Here is a 19374-nt window from a genome sequence, read left to right on the forward strand (position 1 = left end):
TAGTTTTACCAACCCGGATTTTGCACCAAAACACCTTGTGATTTGATGACTTCCGTTTGAGGAAAAGGATAATAATACATCTTGGACGCATCGAAAACCCTGGCTTGGACTTCGACCTGGCTGTAGGAGAAATTCCCGGAACCGTCTTTTGTTACGGTGACCCCGTGTACCGGCAGTGCCAGTACCGAAGCGGCGTCGTTCCAGCGAAGCAGGTCCCAGTAGCGGTAGTCCTCGAAGGCGAGCTCGATCCGGCGTTCGTGTTTGACGGCGGTCCGGAAGGAGGTCGCATCGGTCACGGTGACGGGAGGCATATTTACGCCGGCCCGTGCGCGGACCATATTCAGGGCCTGGCGGGCGGTAAGCGTATAGGCGCCAGCGTTATCGGGCCCGTATGCCTCGTTCATCGCTTCCGCGTATTCGAGCAGGACTTCCCCATACCGGAAGACCGGCCAGTGGTGCACCTGTGTACCGCCCTGTACGAGGTTCATGTTGTCGTTCAGGAATTTTTTAAGGTAATACCCGGTTTTGCTGGCGTTGGTTTTGGACATATCATCGGTACCCCCGGCGGATTCGTCGATCGTCCGGGAATTCCAGGCGGTATCGTTGGTCACGATGCTGTAATACAGGCGGGGATCCCGGTTGGCGTAGGGGTGACCGGTTATGGCAGGGCCAGTATATTCATAAGCCGATACCAGGTCGTCGGTCGGGGTTACGCCGCTGTTTCCTCCAGGTGTTCCGATGGGGTAGTTTTCCGATTCCATCGTATTGTTCGCCGTGTAGCGAATCGCCCAGATCGTTTCCTTGCTGGTGAGCGTATTGTTTTGTAAGAAGTAGTTCCGGTAGTTTCCGTCCAGGGCATACCCGCCGGCGCCCTGGGCAAAGACAATGACGTCATTCAGGGCCGAAGCGGCCGCCTGCCACTTGGTGACATCCCCCGTGGGGTTGTGCAGCGGGCTCGCGGCAAAAAGCAGGATGCGTGCCTTCAGCGCCAGTGCGGAGCCGAGGCTGAACCGGCCGTCGTTGCTGGTAAAGGAGGACGTCTTCCAATTGACCTGGAGGCTGTCCTTGTAGTTGTTGATTTCCGACACGCAGAATTGCACGATCGTATCGTAGGACGAACGGGCGATGTCCGTGTTGTCGGTCAGGGACAGGGTGTGGGTCACCAGGGGCACGCCTCCGTAGCGTTTGGACAGCTCGAAATAAAAATAAGCGCGTAAAACATGCGCCTCGGCCCGGTACCACCCCATGTTGAGGGTGTCCTGGGTATAGCTGACCTGGCCGGTAGCCGATACCGTGTCCCGGTTCATCGCAAGGATCGCCCGGTAGTTGGGCGACTGTTCGATGAAAAAATTGGCGGCCCGGATCCCCGCATAATAACTCGCGTAGTAGTTGTCGGGGTTATAGCTGGCGTTCCAGATGCCGGTGTTAAAATCCACCACCGTCGCGTTGGCCAGGGTTTGCACCGCTTCGTCCGTGACGGGAGCGAAGATATTGTTGTCGATGATCGTAAACTCGTTGCGGAGGTAGGTATAGGGTGCCGCCGCATAAGAGAATAAAGTAGAATAGTTGGAGTTCAACGTTTGCTGCGTCTGGGACGTGTCCGCTTTTGTATCCAGGAAATTCTTAGAGCAACCGGAGAGCGCCACACCCAACAGCAGTATAATCGTACGTTTTGACATAGCCATCGTTTTAAAAGGTTAGGGCGATACCCGCGTTATAGGATTTGAGTTCGGGATAGCCGGAGGGCGTCTCCGGGTCCATGCCGTAGTGTTTGCTCAGGTACGACCACATCAGCGGGTTGAGGGCATTCACGTAGATGCGCAATTTTTCGGCGTGCAGGGCCTTGAGCGCCGAGGCCGGGAGCGTATAGCCTAGTTCTACGTTCCGCAGCCGGAGGAAACTGCCCTTTTTCATCCAGAAACTGGAGGTCTGGTAGTTGTTCGGGTTGGCCTGGGTCGTGAGCCGCGGGTAGGTCGCCGTCGCCCTGGTGTCGATGCCCTGGCTGGGGTAGTAGGCCCAGGCGTTCCCGGCGATGGGGTAAACGTTGATGTTGCCGACGAAAGCTACTGTCTGGTAATAGGCCGCCGTCAGCAGGTTCACGTCATTACCCGACATCCCCTGGAAAAGGGCGCTTAACTCGACGCCTTTGTAATCGACCCGGGCGTTGAACGTATACTGCAGGGTCGGAACGGCGGGATTCCCGATCTTGGTGACGTCGTTCTGGTTGACGATGCCGTTGTTATCCAGGTCGGCGTATTTGATGTCACCCGGTTGTACGGCGCCAAAGGCGGGTGTCGGTAACCCGGTCTTGAGCGAACCGTCGGCGTTGAAGTCGGTCTGCTGGTAAAGTCCCTGGGCCTTCAGGCCGATGACGGCGCCCACAGCCTGGCCGGTCGCGCGGCTAAAAGCATTGACCGGCGGGATTTCCGCTTCGTATACGATCTTGTTGCGCGCGTAGACGGCCATGGCACCCAGGCCGTATCCGACACGACCGACTTTGCTGGTATAGTTCAGGCTAAGCTCAAACCCTTGGTTGTTCACGATCCCGATATTCGCATAGGGAAGGCTCGCCCCATACGTCGCCATCAGGTTGTTCTCCTGTGTAATGATCCCGGTGCGGTGGTCCCGGAAGAAGTCGGCGACCAGCGAGAGGTGATTGAACAGCGTGGCATCCAGCCCCGCGTCGTACTTCATGCTCTTCTCCGCATGGATGTCGGGGTTCGCGGCGTAGGAGGGCACGACACCGGTGCTGCCCGTCAGCGAGGTCCCGGTATAAAAGATACCGCTGGACACATAATACTGCTGGTACAGGTACCGGCCGGTATTGGTCTGGTCGTTCCCCGAAGCGCCCGCGGAGAAGCGGAATTTCAGAAAGGAAATCGCGCGGTTGTTCCGGAGGAAGTCTTCGTTGGAGGCGACCCATCCCAAACCGGCGGCCGGGTAAAAGGCCCAGCGGTGACCGGGTGCATAATTGTCGGAACCGCTCAGTCCAAAGCCCAGGTCCAACACATACCGGTCATTATACGTATAATTAAAGCGCCCGCCTGCATTTTCAAAGTGATAATAAATATTGTTCCCCGTATTCAGGCCGTTTAGGTTCAGGCCATAGTCGGTGATGTAATTGCCCGCATAATAGTTCAACGCACCGGAAACCGCGTTCAGACCGAACTTCCGGTCATACCCCGCGGTGATCTTCGCCTGTTTCCAGTCGTATTGATCGGTGGCGCCGGTGCCGTTGGAGATCAGGTCCGTTGTTTTGTCCGTGGTGGTCTGGGTACCCTCGTAAAAACGGGCATAAGTGGCCGTCCGGGATGCCGACGTGCGGGTCCAGGTATTAAACGACACGGCCTCATTCAAGTATAACCCGGGGGTGATAAAGTCCAATTTTTCCTTTAAATTAAAATTGGCCTGAAGGGTACGGTCGTGGGTAGAGACCCAGCCCAGCCCGTAGAGCGAAGCCACGGGGTTGTTCCTATAGACCGTCGTCCCCGACCAGTTGCCCGTCGAATCCTTGACGGGGTAGATGTTGGAAGGATACGTCGACATGTCCTGCCAGAGCTGCGGCCCGTTGTAGTTCGGGTAACGCCGGTCCTCGATCCGGCCGCCCAGGTCCACCGAGGCTTCAAAGATCTTGAAGAAGTTGAAGTCGAGGTTGGAACGGGCCGTGTAGCGTTGGATAAACGCGTTGGAGGTGCTGGCGGTGTTGTGTACGTCGTACAAGCCGCCCTGTTGCATGTAGTCAAAAAGAAACCCGTACCGGGTGGTCGTATCCCCGCCGGAGAAAAAGAGGTTGGCGTCGGAATACAACCCGTTTTTCTTCAACACTTCGTTGTACCAGTCCACGTTCGCCCCTGTGCCGTTTTTATAGGCCTGGAGCTGGGTGTTGCTGTAAAAAGGCGTCCACACGAACTGGTGGCCGTTGAGGTTGTAGGCGTCGTTGCTCACCGCTTCGTTGTACAAACGCGCATAGTCATAAGACCCGTAGGGTTTGTCGATCTTGGTGGCCTGTTGCAGCCCGCTTACGACATTGACCTCGATCTTCGGTTTGTGGATGTGTCCGCGTCGCGTCGTCACCCACAGTACGCCGTTAGCGCCCTTCATCCCAAACGTCGCCAGCGATACCGGGTCCTTGAGGACCGTGACGCTTTCGATTTCGGAGGGGGAGAGGTATTGGAAATACGTCGGGGTTGTCTGGAACCCGTCCACATAGAGGATCAGCCCTGCGTTGTCGTAGGTCCCGACGCCGCGGATGTACAGGTTGGCCGCGTCGTAGCCCGGCTGGCCGGAGGTTTGCTGGACCATCAGGCCCTGGAGACCATAGAGGGTATTGGTCAGGTTGGGCACCGGTATTTTGGCCAGTGTCGCGCCCGATATAGTGGCCGGGTTGGCGGGGCCGGTCAGAACCACCGTAGTGTCCTGTGCCCTGAGCGACCCCCATCCCAGCACCAGGCAGCATATCATTAGTTTTTTCATTGCGTAGAAATTTGAAGTTAGTAGCCGGGGTTTTGTATCAAATACCCCTTGTTGATCTCGCTGGTGGGGAAGGGATTCAAATATTGTTTGGGCGCCCAGAAGGCGGTATACAAGACATTGTCGTTGTAGTTTTTGTTCCCCGTTTCCGTGACGGACCCGCCGTTGTTAAAGGCAAAGGTGCGGATCGGACCGCCGATGATGCCGTTGCCGATATTGGGTAACTTCCAGAACTTGATGTCGTGGAGGCGGTATTGTTCGTCATAGAATTCCACCTGCCATTCGCGCTGGATGATGGTCCGGAGCGAGTCCTGGTTCGTCGTAGTAACGGCGGGCAAGCCCGCGCGCTCGTGGATGACGTTCAGTCGTGACAGCGCGTTGGCAGACTGCCCCAGTTCGTTATAGGCTTCCGCGGAGCTCAGGTAGGCCGATGCCAGGCGGAAAATGGGGAACTCGAACCAGGCACGGCCGCTCGCCTTATAGTAAAACTTGACGACGCGTGCGCAACCAAAACCCTGTCCGCCAAAGGTGGCGGCGTTTGTCCAGTTGACGTCCCCGGGGTTGGCTTTCGAGTCCTGTTCCCAGGGCTGAAAGGTTACCTGGAAGCGGGGTTCCATCTGGTTCATGCGGGTGGTATAGTCGGTAAAGGCAGTCACCGTACCCAGCGAAGGCCAGGTCTGGTTGGTGCCGTCGGCCTTGTAATAATTCTCCAGCATGTTCGTGGTCAGCACGTTGCCCTGCGCTTCCCACACCCGGTCGTTGTAAAAGGCGTTCATCGGGAGGTTGGCCCAGTTGCCGCCGTCAAAAAGGACGTTGTCGATGTTTTTCCAGGCGAGGATCACTTCCGGGTTGCTGGGCACGCCGGTGGCGGTGCCATAGTCGTCCAGGGGATTGCCCGTGTTGATGACCTGCAAACCGCCGGCGCCCGTGGCCTCGGTGATCTCCGCTTCGCTGGCGGTCAGAGCTGTTTGCCAGCGTGTAGGATCGGCCGCGCCAAAACAGATGAGGTTGTTGTTGCCGCCCATGTCAAGGTAGGGCGTTGCCGAGTTAAACAAGGGACGCGCGGCGTACAACAATGCTTTGGCCTTGATCGCCATGGCCGCCGTTTTTGTCAGCCTGCCCGTCCATTGGGTGGGCCAAACGGAGGGGAGGACGGGGATCGCCTGGTCACACCAGGACACGACGGAGTCCAGGACGCGCTGCAAGGGCGCCCGGCCGATCGTCAGCGAGTCCGTGGGTAAAAGCGCGTGGTCGATGATGGGTACGCCCCCGTACATGATCATCATTTGTTCATACCGGTAGGCGAGCAGGCCCAGCATCTCTCCTTTGACCGTTGCCTTGTCGGCAGCGGACATGTCTTTGACCTCGTCGATGTTCTCCTTGACCAGCCAGGCCTGGCGGATGTACACAAAGTTTTGCGAATAACCGTCCATGTCCTCGGAGGTGTTGGCGGCGGCCAGCCCATTGAGCACGATCCCCTCGGAGATCGTCCAGGCCCAGCCGTAGTTCATGCCGCCGTCCAGGTTTTCCTGGACCATGGCGTTCCAGAAGTTGGTGTAGGGAATGCCCTGGGACAGACAGTCATAATAAGCGTTGGCAATCGCCCCTTCCGCCTTGACCGTGGTGGAAAAAACCGAGTCCACGGTGGTGGTATTGGAAATGGGCATTTGGAGGAAATTCTTCTCGCAGCTACAAAAAAGCACGAGCGCTATGATAAGTTTGAATGGTCTCATGATGTTAAAATTGAACATTCACGCCGATGTTGTAGGTCTTGGTGAGCGGGTAGAGATAACCCATATAGTTCTTGCCGGTGTCGGCCATCTCCGGGTCGATCCCCTTGATCAGGTGGGAACCCCAGGTCGCCAGGTTGTTCCCGTTGGCGTATACCCGAACGCCCTTGATGTTCGTGCGTTTGAGTAAAGACGTGCTCCTGGAAAAGGTATACCCGACCTCCATGTTCTTCAGCCGTCTGAAGTCGTTTGACTTCAGCCAGAAGTCACTCAGGACCGCGTTGTTCGGACCGCCCCCGCTCAGGGAAATCTCCGGGTAGGAAATCTTCTGACCCGACTGGTATTTCTGTTCCGTCCAGTGACCGTCATACGCGCTTTGGAGTACCTCGCCCACGTTTTTGGCAAAGGGGGTACTCAGGATATATCCGTACTGCGGGAAGGAACCCTTGGCGGTGCCGATAAACAAGGCCGATACGTCAAATCCTTTGAAGGAGAAACCCACCGACAGGTTATAGGCAATTTCCGGGATGTTCGGGTAACCGATGGGCACTTCGTCCTGGTCGTCGATCACACCGTCCCCGTTGACATCCTTAAACCGCAGGTCGCCTAAGCGGGCCTGGTTGCCGAATTTGTTGTATGGGCGGTTGGCCAGTTGTTCCGGGGTGTTGTAAAACCCGTCCGTCAGCAGCCCCTTGTATTGACCGATCGCATAACCCGTCTGGTCCATCCAGGGATAAGGGTAGGGGGCCTCCGCCATATAATCGATCTTGTTCCGGGCATACGAGTAGTTCCCCTTGATAAAATAGGATACCTTACCGATCTGGTCTTCCCAACCCGCTTCCAGCTCGAAGCCTTTGTTGGTCACGCGGCCGGAGTTGATGGGCGGCGCGGCGCTGGAGCTTACCCCGTAGTTGGCGGGGATGATACCGGAGGTGACGAGAATGTCTACGCGGCGCTCTTGAAAGATAGAGCCGGTGAGGGATAGCTTGTTTTTGTCAAACTTCAGGTCCGCGGAATAGTTGGTCTTTTTAGCCCTTTCCCAGGTCACGTTCGGGTTCCCGATGGTGGATTCCGAGGCGCCGGAGTAGTAAGGGTTGTTGGCGCTCCCGTTGCTGTTCCCGAAGAAATAGCCCGACGCACCCGTGGTCCAGGTATTCGGTAGGTAGAGGTACCGGCGTCCGCCGATCTGGTCGTTCCCGACTTCCCCGTACGAACCCCGGAATTTCAACCAGGTCAGGACGTCGGTTTTCGGGAACCAGGATTCCTTCGAGGCGATCCAGCCCGCGGACACCGCTGGGAAATACCCAAACCGGTTGGCCGGGGCAAAGTTTTCGGTCCCGTTTATTCCAAGGTCGCCCTCGATCAGGTAACGCTCCTTGTAATTGTAGGTCACGCGGCCGACCAGCCCCATCAGCCCGGAGGGCGTGTTGTCGGCCTGGCCGTTGGCCGTATACCGCTGGGCGTTCCCCAACACAAGGCCCGACACGGTATGGTCGCCAAAAGTATGGTTGTAATTGATCGCGGCCTCCAGGTAGATCTTCCGCCAGGCGCCGTTGCCTTGATTATCATAGGTCGTCGTGGGGCTCAACTGACCGCCCACGTAAAGAATATTGGCCGGGTTCGAAGGATCGCGCATCGCGCTGTAGGTTGGGATGCTGTTGATGCGCACGAAGCCCTTGTTGTAAGAGTCGTCGTACGCCACGGTAAAGTGCGCGTCCAACCCCTTCGCCAGGTAGTTCATCGTGTGTTTGAGCGTAAAGGCTGTATTAAGGGTCGTCGTGTACACGGTGGCGCTCCCGCCGGTCAGCAATTGCGCCAGGGGCGTGTACCCGGTACCGCCCTGCAAACCGATGGGATTGGTGGACGCGCCCGGTGTGCCCAGGAACCCGGTCACGAGTTTTCCGTCCACGATCCCCGGTCCGCTAAAGGGGCTGTTCTCCAGGATATTCTGGATGATCGCCTGGTAACGGTTCCCTATATCGCCGGGATTGGCGTCGGTGCCCGGCACCTTGTTGATCGAAGACTGCCCGCCGATATTGACGCTCAGCAGGAAATTCCGTGCCACGTCGATGTCGAAGTTGGACCGGAAGTTATACCGCTGGAAGGTCGGGTTGTTGTCCGCACCGCCATACGTGGCGTTGGACAGGATCCCGTTTTGCTGGAAGTAGCCAAGGGACGTAAAATACCGGACCTTGCTGGTCCCGCCCGAGACGTTCATATTGTATTGTCCCTGCAAACCCGTCGCCCCGAACTGGTCCTGGTAATAGTTGTGGCTTGTATAATACAAGGCCGGGCTGTTCATCAGCGCCGTTTTTTGCGCCGGTGTCAGGAACGTCATGGCGTTCACCTCGTCGGGCGTATAGTCCCGGTTGTTTTGGAACTTCCATAATTGATCCTGGGTGAAGATCAGCGCGTTGAACGACTGGTCCCCCGCCGCCTGGGCATTGGCGATCGCCTCGTTCCTCAGCAGCGCGAAGTGATAGGAGTCGAGCGTCTGGAAAAGCGAGGTGGCGTGGGTAAAACCCTGGTTCGCCGAGACGCTGAACTGGGGTTTGTTTTGACGTCCCCTTTTGGTCGTGATGATGACGACCCCGTTCGCCCCCCGGATCCCGTAGACCGCCGTGGCCGACGCGTCCTTGAGGATGCTGATGCTCTCGATTTCGTTTGCGTCCATCGCGTTCAGGATCACATAAGGCTGTTCCGCCGGTTGCTGGATCCCGTCGATGACGATCAGCGGGTCCTGGCCGTTCAGGGTAGCGATCCCGCGGATGCGGATCGTGGCCGCGTTCTGACCCGGTTCACCGCTCGCCTGTACGGCGCTGATCCCCGACGTCCGGCCCACCAGCATGTTGCTGATGTTCGACACCGGTGTCTGGACCAGTTCGTGCCCCGCGATCGAACTCACGGCCCCGGTTACCGTCGGAAGCTTTTGCTTTCCGTAACCGATGATCACGACCTCGTTGGTGTCGGGTTTTTCCTTTAGGGCGATGTTATACACCCCCGGTCCTTTTACCTTGACCACGACGGCGGTGTACCCCACATAGGAAATTTGCAGGAGCGCCCCCGGGTCGACCGCCAGGGAGAATTCACCCAGGCTGTCGGTGACCCTGGCAAGCTGGGTACCGGCGACCCGCACCGTCGCTCCCTGCAGGGGACTGTCATTCCGGCCCCTGACCGTGCCGTGTACGGTCAGGCGTTCCTGGGCTGTAGCCGATAAGATTAGGAGTAAAAATAGCAGCAAGAGGTGCCATCGGACGCCGCGCGTCCGCGAAACGATAAGCAGTAGTTTCATATAGCGGTATTTTGGCAATCAATAGGGATAAAATTAGAAGCGCCCCCAGTAAAAGGGGGCGCTCTATTTCATCAAATAAGGGGGGTAAACTGGTAAAATGAGATTACCCCCCTAGAGGGGCTTTATGATTACCTATTGAAGTTCAGGTTCTTGGAAAAAGGAGGCCTGAATTTCCTGACATACTCACTGGGCATCATCCCAAAAAGTTTGGAGAATTGTTCCCTGAAATACTTCAGGTCGTTGAACCCTGCTTCGAGCGCTGCCTCGCTCACATTTTTGTCCGTATTGATCAACAGCTCCGCCACCCGCCTCAGCCGGATAAACCGGATAAAGCCGTTCACCGACTGCCCCGAGACCGCCTTGATTCTTTTATAGAGACCCGAATGGCTCATCCCCATTTCCTGGGCCAGGGTCTTTATCATAAAGTCGTCGTCGTCGATATGGTCCTGGACCACCCGGATACACCGGTCGATAAATGCTTTATCCTCCTCCGAAATCTTCAGGTTGTTCCGCTGCAGCGTGACTTCATTATAAAAGTACCGCTGCAGGTTGTTCCGGTTCTTGAGCAACCCCGCCACCCGCGCCAGCAGTATCTCCTTATCAAAGGGCTTCGTCACATAGTCGTCCGCGCCCCCCTCCATCCCCTGGAGCTCCGTTTCCTGGGAGGGGCTCCCCGTCAGGAGGATCACCGGGATATGCCCCAGCGCCAGGTCGTCCTTCAAGGTTTTGCACAGCTCGATCCCCGACACCGGTTGCATCATGATGTCCGTGATGACGATGTCGGGCTGGCGAAGGCGTGCGAGTTCCAGGCCCTCTTCGCCGTTCGCGGCCTGGTAGACTGTATACCGGTCCGCGAAGATTTGCGCGACGTATTGGCGCATGGAGTCGTTGTCGTCGATGATCAGGATGGAGGTGCCCACCGGGCGGGGGCCGAGGGCCCCGGCTGGGGCTTCGCCCGCCGCCTGCCCCGCGCCCGCGCGCCCACCGCTGCCTGCCGGGTCGGGCCCCGCGCGCCGGGAGCCGCCCGCCAACGGTCCAGTGTCCTCGCCCTCCGGGTCGCCTTCCCCGGCGAGCTCCTCCAGGATCACCGGTTTATCGCCGCCCATCTCAAACACAGGCTCCGCGCCGAAGTGGCGCTTCCCCTTCCGAAGGCTCACGGCAAACGTAGTCCCCGCGCCGGGCGCACTCTCGTAAGAGACCTTCCCCCCGTGGCTCTTGACAAATTGTTTGACCAGGTAAAGCCCGATACCGAAGCCCGTGGCATGTCCGCTGGCCTGGTAGAACTTTTCGAACAGCTTGTCGCCGGTGCCGGGCGGGACGCCTTTGCCGGTGTCCGAGACCGTTATGTCGACGGTGTCCGCCGTTTCAAAAAGCCGGAAGTGGACGCGGCCGCCGGGGGGTGTATATTTTAAGGCGTTGGAAAGCAGGTTGTAGAACACGATCTCCATCTTTTCCCGGTCGACATAGACCTCCGGGTCGGTGTCGCCCCCGTCAAAGGTATAGTCGATCTGTTCCGCCCGGGCCTTTTGCAGGAAGGCGAGGTAGACCTCGCGGCAAAGTTCCTGGATGTGGACCTTACCGATCTTTAGCCGGTCCGCGCCGCTTTCTGCCTTACGGAAAAGCAACAACTGATCCACCAGGCTAAGCAACCGTCGGGCGTTCCGGAACACCAGCCGGATTTCCTGGTTTTCCCCCTTATCCTGGTGAAGAATGTCCTTGAGCGGGTTGATGATCAGCGTGAGGGGTGTCCGGAACTCGTGCGAAATACTGGTAAAAAAAGAAAGGCGTTTTTCATTGATCTCCTTTTCCTTTTCCAACTGCGCCTGTCGCAACCGGTACCGGCGGTAAAAATACACCAGCGTTGCCGCCAGCAACGCGTACAGGATATAGGCCCAGACGCTGCGGTACCAAGGCGGCAGGACCCGGATGTCGAGGGTGGTTTCCTCTGGGTTCCAAACGCCTTCGGCATTGGTGGACCGTATCCGTAACCGGTAGCTTCCCTCGCTGAGGTTGGTATAGTTGGCCGTGCGCACGTTCCGGGTATAGTTCCAGGTTTTGTCCCAGCCCTCCAGGAGGTAGGCATAAGAGACATTGGCCGGGGCGGAATATTCCAGGGCGGCAAAGTCGAACGACAAGACCGCCTTATTATATGGAATGCGTAACGCACCTGTATACGGCTGGTTGTCGACCCGAAGCCCCGTGATCCGGAGCGGGGGCATATAGTTCCTTGGCCGGATCGAGTCCGGGTAGAAAATATTAAACCCCTTGATCCCCCCGAAGGCGAGCTCCCCCGTTTGCAGCCGCAGGGCCGCGCTGTACAGGAACTGGTTGCTTTGCAGCCCGTCTCCCTGGTAGAAATTCTTAAAGACTTTATGGCCGGGGTCGAAACGCGACAACCCGTTAAAGGTCGACAACCACAGGAAGCCATGGTCGTCTTCCAGGATATTCAGCACCGAATTGTTACAAAGCCCGTCGGCGTCGGCGTATTGTGTGACCACCTTTCCCGAGTCCCGGTCGAACAGCAACAAACCGCCCCCCTCGGTGCCCAGCCAAAACCGGCCCTTATGGTCCTCGTACAACGCCCGGATGGGTTTGCCTATGTCGTAGGTCGTGTGCTGCCGGCCCGACTTGTCTATCTTGAAAAGTTCGCGCGAGTTGCCGCCCCATAGCGTCCCCTTCCGGTCCTCACTGAGAGAAATCAGGTCGTTGTAGGCCTGGTCGAACACCACGAAGCGGTTCTTCGCCCGGTCGAGCCGGTACAACCGCCCGTTCTCAAAAGTCGACGCCCAAAGGTTGCCATCCCGGTCCTCATACACCACCCAGACGTTTTTATTTTCCTCCTCCGTCTGGTCGTTGATACACGCGTAGTGCGTACACCGTCCCGTGGCAGGGTCAAACCGGTTGACGCCGCCCCCGAACGTACCCACCCAGACCGCGTGCTGCCGGTCCTCGCAGATAGAGGTGATTGAATTGTTGCTGAGACCGCCGTTTGCGCGATGGTAGTTGGTGAATTTGTTTTTCGCCCTATCCCAAATGCTCATCCCCCCACCGTCGGTCCCAATCCACAAACGATGGTCCCCGTCTTCAAAGAAGGCCGACACGAAATTATTGATGAGGCTGTTCGGGTTGAGCGGGTCGTGGCTCACCGTCCGGAAACGGTTTTGCTGCCCGTCCAACAGGTCGACCCCGCCTTTCAGTGTGCCGATCCAATACCGCGACTCCTTATCCTGGTAAATCGCGTACACCGACTCGCTCGTCAGGTTATACTTCCCTTCGCCCGGCAAGAGGAACTCCATGGTATTCGTACGGGTGTCGAGGATGTCCATGCCGCCGCCCTCGGTGCCGATCCACAATTTGCGCTCGTGGTCCATCGCCACGCAACAGACGTTGGTCGAGCTCATCTGTACATTCACGTGTTCGATCGCGCCGGTAGCGATCGTGTACCGGTATACGCCGTTCAGCGTCCCCATCCACAGGTTTCCGTCTTCGTCCGCCGTCATGCAATTGACCGACTTCAAACCGGCGCTCACGAGTTGCAGCGCGCCCTTTTCATACCGGCAAAGCCCTGCTCCCTGGACAAATACCCACACGCGCTCCGCCGGGTCGATGACGATCGACGGAACATAATAGCCGGTCCGTTCCGCAAACGGCAACTGGTGCGCCGCGTCCTCGCCCGCCCGCCGCACGTGCAGGCCCCAGCCATTGGTCCCGATAAAGACGTCCCCCGTTTTATCGATCTTCAGCGCCGTTACATTGAAATTGACCAGCCAGCGCTCGCGGCTCTTATAGGCGTAATAGGCCGCGGTGCTGAACTTCCCCGTGGCGGGGTTGTAGATACCGATCCCCTGGCCCGTGCCGACCCAGATGTTCCCCTGCGGGTCCTCGTCGATGGCATAGATATAATTGTAAGGAAGGGAACCCCCGTCGTTCAACTTGTTACGGAACACCGTGAATTCGTACCCGTCATACCGGCTCAAACCGTCATACGTCCCAAACCACATGAAACCCAGGTGGTCCTGGAAAATGCACCGCACCGAGTTGTTCGACAACCCCCTTTCGATCCCGAGGTGTTGCACCGGCACAGTAGGGTCCGCCGCCAGACGGAGACTCAAAAACAAAAGGGGCCAAAAACGCATTTGTCAAAATTAGTACTTTAGTGCATGCTTCAAAACCGCGTCGACCCCCTGGGCAGTATTATCACCACGCCCGCCCGCGGCGCCTGGATGGGCAACCGCGGTCTGATACACGATGACCATCGCCACATCGAGCGCCCCTTCCGCCTGAAGGCGTGGCTCATTTGCCTCCTCCAGTTCAAGGACCGGCACCGCGAAGTCATGACCCCCCGCCGGTATACGGAGCTGTTTTTCCTTGATGAAGCCACCGCATTCTCCGCGGGCCACCGGCCCTGCTTTGAGTGCCGGCGCCCGGACTACGAGCGGTTTAAAGCCTGTTGGATGGCCGGCAATCCCGGCTATGGTTTCGACGCCCGCACGTCCATCGCTTCCATCGACGCGGTGCTTCATGCCGAGCGGATCGACAAGCGCGGCTTTAAGGTGTTGCACACCGAGCCGCTTGCCTCGTTGCCGGACGGGACGTTCATTCTTTTTCACGAGCAGCCGTTTTTGCTCTCTGGTGGGCGTCTTTTTCCCTGGTCGCCGTTTGGATACGGCGAGGCCGTGGGGCTTCCGTCCGTTTTTGAGGTCATTGTGCTGACGCCGGCGTCGACTGTCAATGCCTTCCGGGCGGGGTACGTGCCGCAAACTGCACCGCTGGCTACATGGCCCCCAACTGTTTAAGATACTTCTCCGAATTCGCCTTCGTCGCCGCCGGCGGATTCATGCTCAGCGACTTTTTAAAGTTCAGGATGGCGTTCTTCATGTCGCCCTTTAGCGCATACGCCTCGCCCAGGCTGTCAAAGACATTGGCGCTGGTGGGATGGCGCTGGGTATTGAGGACAAAGACCTCGATCGCCCGGTCCTGCTGGTTTTGTTGGAGCAACTGGTAGCCGTAGTTGTTGAGTTCGTTTTCGCTCCCGAGCTTGAGGGCGTCCTGCATCGCTGCGTCCGCATCGGGGGTTTTGCCCATGGCCCTGAGCACACCCGCTTTTGTATTGAGGTCGGTAAAATTGGGTTCGATGGCGACCGCCTGGTTGACCCAGGTGAGCGCCTGGTCAAGGGCGATTTTGTTCGCCAGCGCATACGCCGCCGCACTGGCGTAGCCCTGCCAGCCAAAACCGGTGGGGCCTTTGAGCTCGGCCGCCGCATTGGCCATCACGATGTCGTCCACGGCAAACTCGATCTTCACGGGGAACTGTACTTTTTCCCAGTTAAGCACAAGCTCGGCCGAGGTCTTGGTGATGTCCTGGAAGTCATAGGTGAGCATTTCCGTCATCGGGATGGCGCGCAGGTTGATCTTTGCCCGCATCTGGTCCTTGGCGGGATCATACCAGAAGCTTCCCCAGGAACGGTAGTCTTTCGAGAGGATGACTTCGCCCGTCTGGTCCTGATTGATGGTAAAAAAAAGGCCATAGTCACCCGCGGGCACCGCCTGCCCCTCAACGGTGGCCGCGTGCGTCAGGTGCAGGACGGTGTTTTCGTTGGCGCCCGCCCGCCAGGGGGCGTCGTTCCCCGCGCCAAAACCTTGTTTGTTCCAACCATAGGGGACCAGGCCACCCCAGATCGCCCGGCCTTTGACCGAGGGGCGGGAGTAGTCGACGGTGACTTTGGAGATCCCGATGGTTTGGGTGACGGACGCCGCGGGGCTGGGGCGGGGCGTCGTGACGGGTTGCGCCTGGAGCGTCAGGCTGGCGAAAGCCAGTGCCAGCGTGGTCACATAGTTAATAGGCATAAGCAATCGGTTTTGATTAAATTACAAAGCGCCGCTGGCATTTACCACCCTTTTACGCCAGCGGCAGCACGCCTGTAGCAAACTTATCATGTTTTGCCGAGGCCCAGGCGACACTCCTGGAAAACATCCTGTACGAAGGCGCCTTTCCCCTCGTCCTGGGCGGAGATTGCAGCATCCTGATCGGGAATACGACCCCGCCTATGTGGCCGCCATACAGGGATCGGGCATCCGCTACACCGACCTCCGCCGCTTGCGGGAAACCGGGATCGTCTCCTGCGTGTCCGGTTTTCTACAAATGGCGAAGGCCCTCGATGGTTTTTGGATACACCTCGACGTGGATGTCCTGGACGACCGGATCATGCCTGCCGTGGATAGCCGGCAGGAGGATGGATTGAGTTACGCCGAGCTCTCCGGGATCCTGGGACCGCTACTGGCGCACCACGCGGAACCCCTGATTGCTAAAAGACGCGTGCACATTGACCTGGCCGATGTCGTACGAATTGAAGGAGTGACACGAGGCTGCACTGCACCACCACGAACCGCCGCGGGCGTGGGCGAGGCTGTTGGACTCTTTGGGCGACAACTTGCCCGTGCAGAATTCAAAGACGTTCCCGTACATATCGTACAACCCCCAGGGATTGGGTTTGAAGCGCCCAACCGGGGACGTGTACATGTACCCGTCCGTATAATCCGCCTTGAGGTGGTCGTGCCCATGCCAGACGTTGGCGTATTCGCCGATCTTCCGATCGTCGCTTCCAAAGAAGTAGTCGGTGGTCGTGCCCGCCCGGCACGCGATCTCCCACTCTTCGAGGGTGGGCAGGCGGACGTGTGCCCACGCGCAATACGCTTGTACGTCCCGGAAACTGATGCTGGTCACAGGATGATTCATCTTGTGGTCGATCCCGCCCCGGCTGCGGCCGTTGGGCCAGCGCCAGCAGGCCGTGCTGTCCTGTATCCAGCGGAATTCCGCCAGCCCCGGCCGGAAAACCATGGCGTTGTGGTGCTTTTCGGCGTCGGTGACGTAACCCGTGGCCTTTACAAAGGCCGCGAACGCGCGGTTCGTCGTTTCGTATATGGCGATGCGGAAACTGTCGATGGTGACGGTCCGCAAGGGGTTGCGGAGGCTGCCTTCTTTGCCGACCTGGTAGCGGCCGGCGGGGACAAGGACGAAGCGCTGCGCTTGCGCCGAAACGGCGGTTGCAACGAACGTGACCAGCAGCCATTTACTTCTTGGGAAGCCCATTGTAAAAATTCATTGCCCTCTGGAAAATAAGGTCTTCGTTCGCCTGGTTATAGACGAGGTAGGCTGCATACTTGTTGGCATCGGACCCATAGAGTTTTTTATGGGAGATGGATTGCATGAACCCCGGGTATTCGTTTTTTTCCATCAGCATCATCAACAACGTGAGGATATAGTGATCCCGGGGAGGTTGTTTTTGATGATAGGTATAGATCAATGTGGGGATCAGTTCGGTTGCGTTGATCTCATAGATCACTGACTTTACATCCGTGGTCACTTCGTTTTGCCGGGTGATGACCTGCTGGAGCAATACGATAACGGAGTCCCGGTTATGATCGAAAAAGTCGTTCTGCCGTTCGCTAAAGACGATGTTTACAGTGTCGGAGGGATGTGGAAGCATGGCAAAGATGCGATGCTCCAGGTCCTTATGATCCGGAAGCGCATCGCACGTCTGCCCATACCATTCCGGGTGGAGGAGGTTGTACGCGAATTTTTCATCCAGTGTAAGACCGGCGTAGACCCTGGCGTTCAGTACGGCGACATCCACATCCATCATGGCGGTATCATCCCTGACCCGGATGGTGTCGATCATGGCCTTGATTTTCATCAGCCCGAAGTTGGGGGCGTCGAGGCCGCCGGAGGCGTTGTCTGCGTTGGCCTCGACGGTATCGAAGTCCGGAGGTACCTGCCGCGTCGGTGTTTTCATCTCCGGGGGAGAAGCGCAGGAGGCCATCAGAATGATGCCGAGGTAGAAGCGTTTTATCATTTGGATGAATTGTAAAAGCGCGTGGCTCTTTGAAAAATAAGGTCCTCGTTCGCCTGGTTATAGGCGAGATAGGCCGAGCCCGTGTTGGCGCCATTTGCAAAGAGCTTTTTATAGGAGGCGGATTGCATAAATTCGGGGTATTTGTTTTGTTCCATCAGCCGCATGAGCAACGTAAGAATATAGTGATCCTTGGGGCCCGGTTGCTGTTTATAGGTGTCCATGAGGGTGGGGATCAGGCTGGTGATGTTTGCCTCATCGATTACCCATTTCAGGTCGTTGCTCACCCGGTTTTGACGGGCGATGATGTTCCTGATCAATACGGCCACCGAGTCCTTGTTGTCTTTGAAAAATTCCTCCTGGCGGTCGCTCCACTCCAGCAGGTCGAAATATTGGGGTAAATAGGCATAAATGTGCTCCCCTTCCTTCGTATCCTTGTTCACCGAATCTGTATGCTCCGGCATGATGGAGCAGTTTTGGGCGTAAAACTCGGGATGCATCAGGTTGTAGGCAAACTTTTGATCGAGGGTGAGGGCGTTATAGGCGGAGTCGTTCAGACCGGTGGACTCCTCCTCGTGTATAGTGTCATTGATCGTGTCGATCGCGGCTTTGATCATTTTGTACCCGAAGGCGGGCATCGCCTGGATACGAGGGTCGGAAAAAACATCGTTGCTGTCGATAGCCGCCGTCGAATCTTTGGCGGCCGGTGCCGGCGCCGGCGCGGTTTTCTCCGATGCGGACGCGCAGGCGGTGGCAACGACGATCATGGCTATACACAGATAGGGCATTTTCATAGGGGGAAAATAAGGCGTTTTTTCATTTGGTCACCAAAATGTTTCCACACGTCAAAGCAATGCGACGGCGGGGAAAACGGGTTGTAGGTTCGGGGCATGAAAGCACGTTACTTCTACATCGACAACCTCCGCTGGGTCATGATCCTGCTCGTCGTCAGCATGCATGCCGCGGTCACGTACAGCCACCTGGGCAGTTGGTACTACATGGAAGACCGGCCGGTGGGCGCGGTGGAAACCGGGATTTTCGCCACCTACCAGGTGACGCTTCAGTCCTTTTTTATGGGATTCCTGTTTTTTTTAGCAGGGTTCTTTGTGCCTGCAGCGTATGACAAAAAGGGGCCGGGGCGGTTTCTCCGGGACCGGGCGTTCCGGCTGGGGCTGCCGTTGCTGCTCTATATGTTCGTCCTCCAACCGGTGGCGGTCTTTTGCATCACCCTGTTTCATGGGGAGCGCATCTTCCCGGACGGCTTCTTTTCCTGGTACGGGCGCTACCTGACGCACGGCCGCTGGCTGGGGGGGACGGGGCCGCTTTGGTTTTGCGAGGCGCTGCTGCTCTTCTGCGTGGCCTACGCGGGGATCCGCGCGGTGCGCGGGCGGGCAGTGGCCGTCCCGGGCACCCCCACGCGCCCGCGCGTCTGGCTCTTCATCGCCCTGATCGCCGTCTGCACCTTCCTGGTGCGCTTTCCCTGGCCGAACGGGACGTCGTTCTACAACCTGCAATTCTGTTATTTTTCCCAGTATATATTCTTCTTTGCGGCGGGAACCCTGGCGTACCGGGGGGATTGGCTGAGCCGCATCCCGGTGCGGGACGGCAAGTTTTGGGGACGGGTCGCGCTGGTGGGGCTCATCGTTGTTTGGCCGCTGCTGATCGTGGCCGGCGGAACGGACTTTCATGTGTATGCGGGTGGGGCGCACTGGCAAAGCCTGGCCATGGCCTTTTGGGAAACGACGATGGGCGTGTCCATCTCGTTGTACCTGGTGACTTTATTCAGGGAGCGGTGGGACGGGCAAGGGCCGGTGGCGCAGTTTTTTTCCAAAAATGCTTTTGCCGTCTACGTTTTTCATGCGCCGGTCCTGATTGCACTGAGCCGGTGGATGAGCCCGGCCGGGTGGCCTTTGCTGGTGATGTTTCTTTGCCTGACGCTGCTGAGCATCCTGGTGACTTTTGCGCTGAGTTCGCTGGCGCTGAGGCGGCTGCCGGTGTTAAAGCGGATATTGTAAAGGGTGCCGCTTTTTTG

At 57.7% G+C, this 19374-nt stretch carries 11 protein-coding genes and 1 pseudogene; 3 read left to right on the forward strand and 9 right to left on the reverse strand.

Features of this window, described 5'->3' with window-relative positions; genetic code table 11:
- Positions 1–5: 5 nt before the first annotated feature.
- The 5 genes from EDB95_RS15295 to EDB95_RS15315 form a co-directional block, all read right to left on the reverse strand.
- Positions 6–1679, reverse strand: coding sequence for a RagB/SusD family nutrient uptake outer membrane protein (locus tag EDB95_RS15295; protein WP_211352105.1), 1674 nt, complete (start codon positions 1677–1679; stop codon positions 6–8).
- Positions 1680–1689: 10 nt separating this feature from the next.
- Entirely contained in the window at positions 1690–4473 is a 2784-nt protein-coding gene (locus EDB95_RS15300) for a SusC/RagA family TonB-linked outer membrane protein (protein ID WP_133994673.1), read from the reverse strand.
- A gap of 17 nt (positions 4474–4490) precedes the next feature.
- On the reverse strand, positions 4491–6203 hold the full coding sequence (locus tag EDB95_RS15305) for a RagB/SusD family nutrient uptake outer membrane protein (protein WP_162852623.1): 1713 nt from the start codon (positions 6201–6203) through the stop codon (positions 4491–4493).
- A 4-nt stretch (positions 6204–6207) separates the two neighbouring features.
- Positions 6208–9492, reverse strand: coding sequence for a SusC/RagA family TonB-linked outer membrane protein (locus tag EDB95_RS15310; RefSeq protein ID WP_133994675.1), 3285 nt, complete (start codon positions 9490–9492; stop codon positions 6208–6210).
- 128 nt (positions 9493–9620) lie between these two features.
- Complete coding sequence (locus EDB95_RS15315) at positions 9621–13628, reverse strand: hybrid sensor histidine kinase/response regulator transcription factor (protein WP_133994676.1); 4008 nt, start codon at positions 13626–13628, stop codon at positions 9621–9623.
- Between the two features lie 24 nt (positions 13629–13652).
- Here EDB95_RS15315 and EDB95_RS15320 point away from each other — a divergent pair, with 24 nt between their 5' ends.
- Entirely contained in the window at positions 13653–14288 is a 636-nt protein-coding gene (locus EDB95_RS15320; protein ID WP_133994677.1) for a hypothetical protein, read from the forward strand.
- On the opposite strand, the gene EDB95_RS15325 is transcribed toward EDB95_RS15320, so the two are convergent.
- Complete coding sequence (locus EDB95_RS15325) at positions 14266–15339, reverse strand: DUF2911 domain-containing protein (protein ID WP_133994678.1); 1074 nt, start codon at positions 15337–15339, stop codon at positions 14266–14268. The two genes, EDB95_RS15320 and EDB95_RS15325, sit on opposite strands and share 23 nt — an antisense overlap.
- Before the next feature lie 88 nt (positions 15340–15427).
- On the opposite strand from EDB95_RS15325, the pseudogene EDB95_RS28015 reads away from it, so the two are divergent.
- Positions 15428–15751, forward strand: a pseudogene (locus EDB95_RS28015) (arginase family protein); the annotation flags it as partial.
- A 15-nt stretch (positions 15752–15766) separates the two neighbouring features.
- On the opposite strand, the gene EDB95_RS27555 reads toward EDB95_RS28015, so the two are convergent.
- Genes EDB95_RS27555 through EDB95_RS15340 form a run of 3 tightly spaced genes read right to left on the reverse strand, consistent with a single transcriptional unit; the run spans position 15767 to position 18136 of the window.
- Positions 15767–16582, reverse strand: coding sequence for a formylglycine-generating enzyme family protein (locus tag EDB95_RS27555; RefSeq protein WP_211352106.1), 816 nt, complete (start codon positions 16580–16582; stop codon positions 15767–15769).
- Positions 16563–17345, reverse strand: a complete 783-nt coding sequence (locus tag EDB95_RS15335; protein WP_133994680.1) for a hypothetical protein — start codon at positions 17343–17345, stop codon at positions 16563–16565. The genes EDB95_RS27555 and EDB95_RS15335 overlap by 20 nt, the downstream gene beginning before the upstream one ends.
- The gene (locus tag EDB95_RS15340) at positions 17342–18136 is read right to left on the reverse strand and encodes a hypothetical protein (RefSeq protein WP_133994681.1); all 795 of its coding nucleotides are present in this window, start codon (positions 18134–18136) and stop codon (positions 17342–17344) included. Before EDB95_RS15340 ends, EDB95_RS15335 begins: the two co-directional genes overlap by 4 nt.
- A 96-nt stretch (positions 18137–18232) precedes the next feature.
- On the opposite strand from EDB95_RS15340, the gene EDB95_RS15345 reads away from it, so the two are divergent.
- Complete coding sequence (locus tag EDB95_RS15345) at positions 18233–19357, forward strand: acyltransferase family protein (protein WP_133994682.1); 1125 nt, start codon at positions 18233–18235, stop codon at positions 19355–19357.
- Positions 19358–19374: the final 17 nt, after the last annotated feature.

This window comes from Dinghuibacter silviterrae (assembly GCF_004366355.1).
Classification (GTDB): domain Bacteria; phylum Bacteroidota; class Bacteroidia; order Chitinophagales; family Chitinophagaceae; genus Dinghuibacter; species Dinghuibacter silviterrae.

Excerpts from the sequence above, each read along its gene's own strand:
- EDB95_RS15295 (WP_211352105.1), bottom strand. The coding sequence starts at position 1,679 with ATGTCAAAACGTACGATTATACTGCTGTTGGGTGTGGCGCTCTCCGGT.
- EDB95_RS15300 (WP_133994673.1), bottom strand. The coding sequence starts at position 4,473 with ATGAAAAAACTAATGATATGCTGCCTGGTGCTGGGATGGGGGTCGCTC.
- EDB95_RS15305 (WP_162852623.1), bottom strand. The coding sequence starts at position 6,203 with ATGAGACCATTCAAACTTATCATAGCGCTCGTGCTTTTTTGTAGCTGC.
- EDB95_RS15310 (WP_133994675.1), bottom strand. The coding sequence starts at position 9,492 with ATGAAACTACTGCTTATCGTTTCGCGGACGCGCGGCGTCCGATGGCAC.
- EDB95_RS15315 (WP_133994676.1), bottom strand. The coding sequence starts at position 13,628 with ATGCGTTTTTGGCCCCTTTTGTTTTTGAGTCTCCGTCTGGCGGCGGAC.
- EDB95_RS15320 (WP_133994677.1), top strand. The coding sequence starts at position 13,653 with ATGCTTCAAAACCGCGTCGACCCCCTGGGCAGTATTATCACCACGCCC.
- EDB95_RS15325 (WP_133994678.1), bottom strand. The coding sequence starts at position 15,339 with ATGCCTATTAACTATGTGACCACGCTGGCACTGGCTTTCGCCAGCCTG.
- EDB95_RS27555 (WP_211352106.1), bottom strand. The coding sequence starts at position 16,582 with ATGGGCTTCCCAAGAAGTAAATGGCTGCTGGTCACGTTCGTTGCAACC.
- EDB95_RS15335 (WP_133994680.1), bottom strand. The coding sequence starts at position 17,345 with ATGATAAAACGCTTCTACCTCGGCATCATTCTGATGGCCTCCTGCGCT.
- EDB95_RS15340 (WP_133994681.1), bottom strand. The coding sequence starts at position 18,136 with ATGAAAATGCCCTATCTGTGTATAGCCATGATCGTCGTTGCCACCGCC.
- EDB95_RS15345 (WP_133994682.1), top strand. The coding sequence starts at position 18,233 with ATGAAAGCACGTTACTTCTACATCGACAACCTCCGCTGGGTCATGATC.